The sequence below is a fragment of the Vibrio sp. 811 genome, assembly GCF_033339195.1.
Window position 1 is genome coordinate 1 of the sequence record NZ_JAWOUB010000773.1, and the last position, 557, is coordinate 557.

Sequence of the window (557 nt, forward strand, 5' to 3'; positions counted from 1 at the left end):
GGAGTGCTCACCCATCCGATTAACGCTAACCATAATAAGAAATTGACTCCCAATATCTGTAAGTAATACTGGCTCTGTAAACATTTTAAAAAAAAGTTTAAAAGGGGTGAGTATGAAGATTGCGGGAGTCAACACTCCGCCAACACAGCCCGATGAATTAATTAAAGTATCTGAGGGAGGTCACTTTGTTACACCTCATCAAATTAAGTGTTTGCGTCACGTTTATTAAACGACGTTGTGCTACTAGCGAGTGAAAAGGAACAGAACAATGATCATAAACTACGCCCTGACAACTGCTCCTTATTCAAATGATATTGAATCATGTATCAATGTAATGACAGCGAGTATGTTTGCTCTTGTCGACCAAGGAGAAGAGACCGAAGTCGCTACGTGTGACTTTTACATCGTAGATTTATCCAGAGCCTCGAGTACTATCAGCTGTCATAAATTATTGAACATTAACGCCAGCATTGCCCACTTTATCCAAATTCTTGATAATGATTACTTGCTAAAAGAAAGCATCGCAAAACGTAACGAAACAATGCGTTGGGGAATCT

At 39.3% G+C, this 557-nt stretch carries 1 pseudogene; it reads left to right on the plus strand.

The features are described from left to right. Nucleotides 1–268: 268 nt before the first annotated feature. A pseudogene (locus tag R7Q46_RS29320) lies at nucleotides 269–557 on the plus strand (hypothetical protein); the annotation flags it as partial.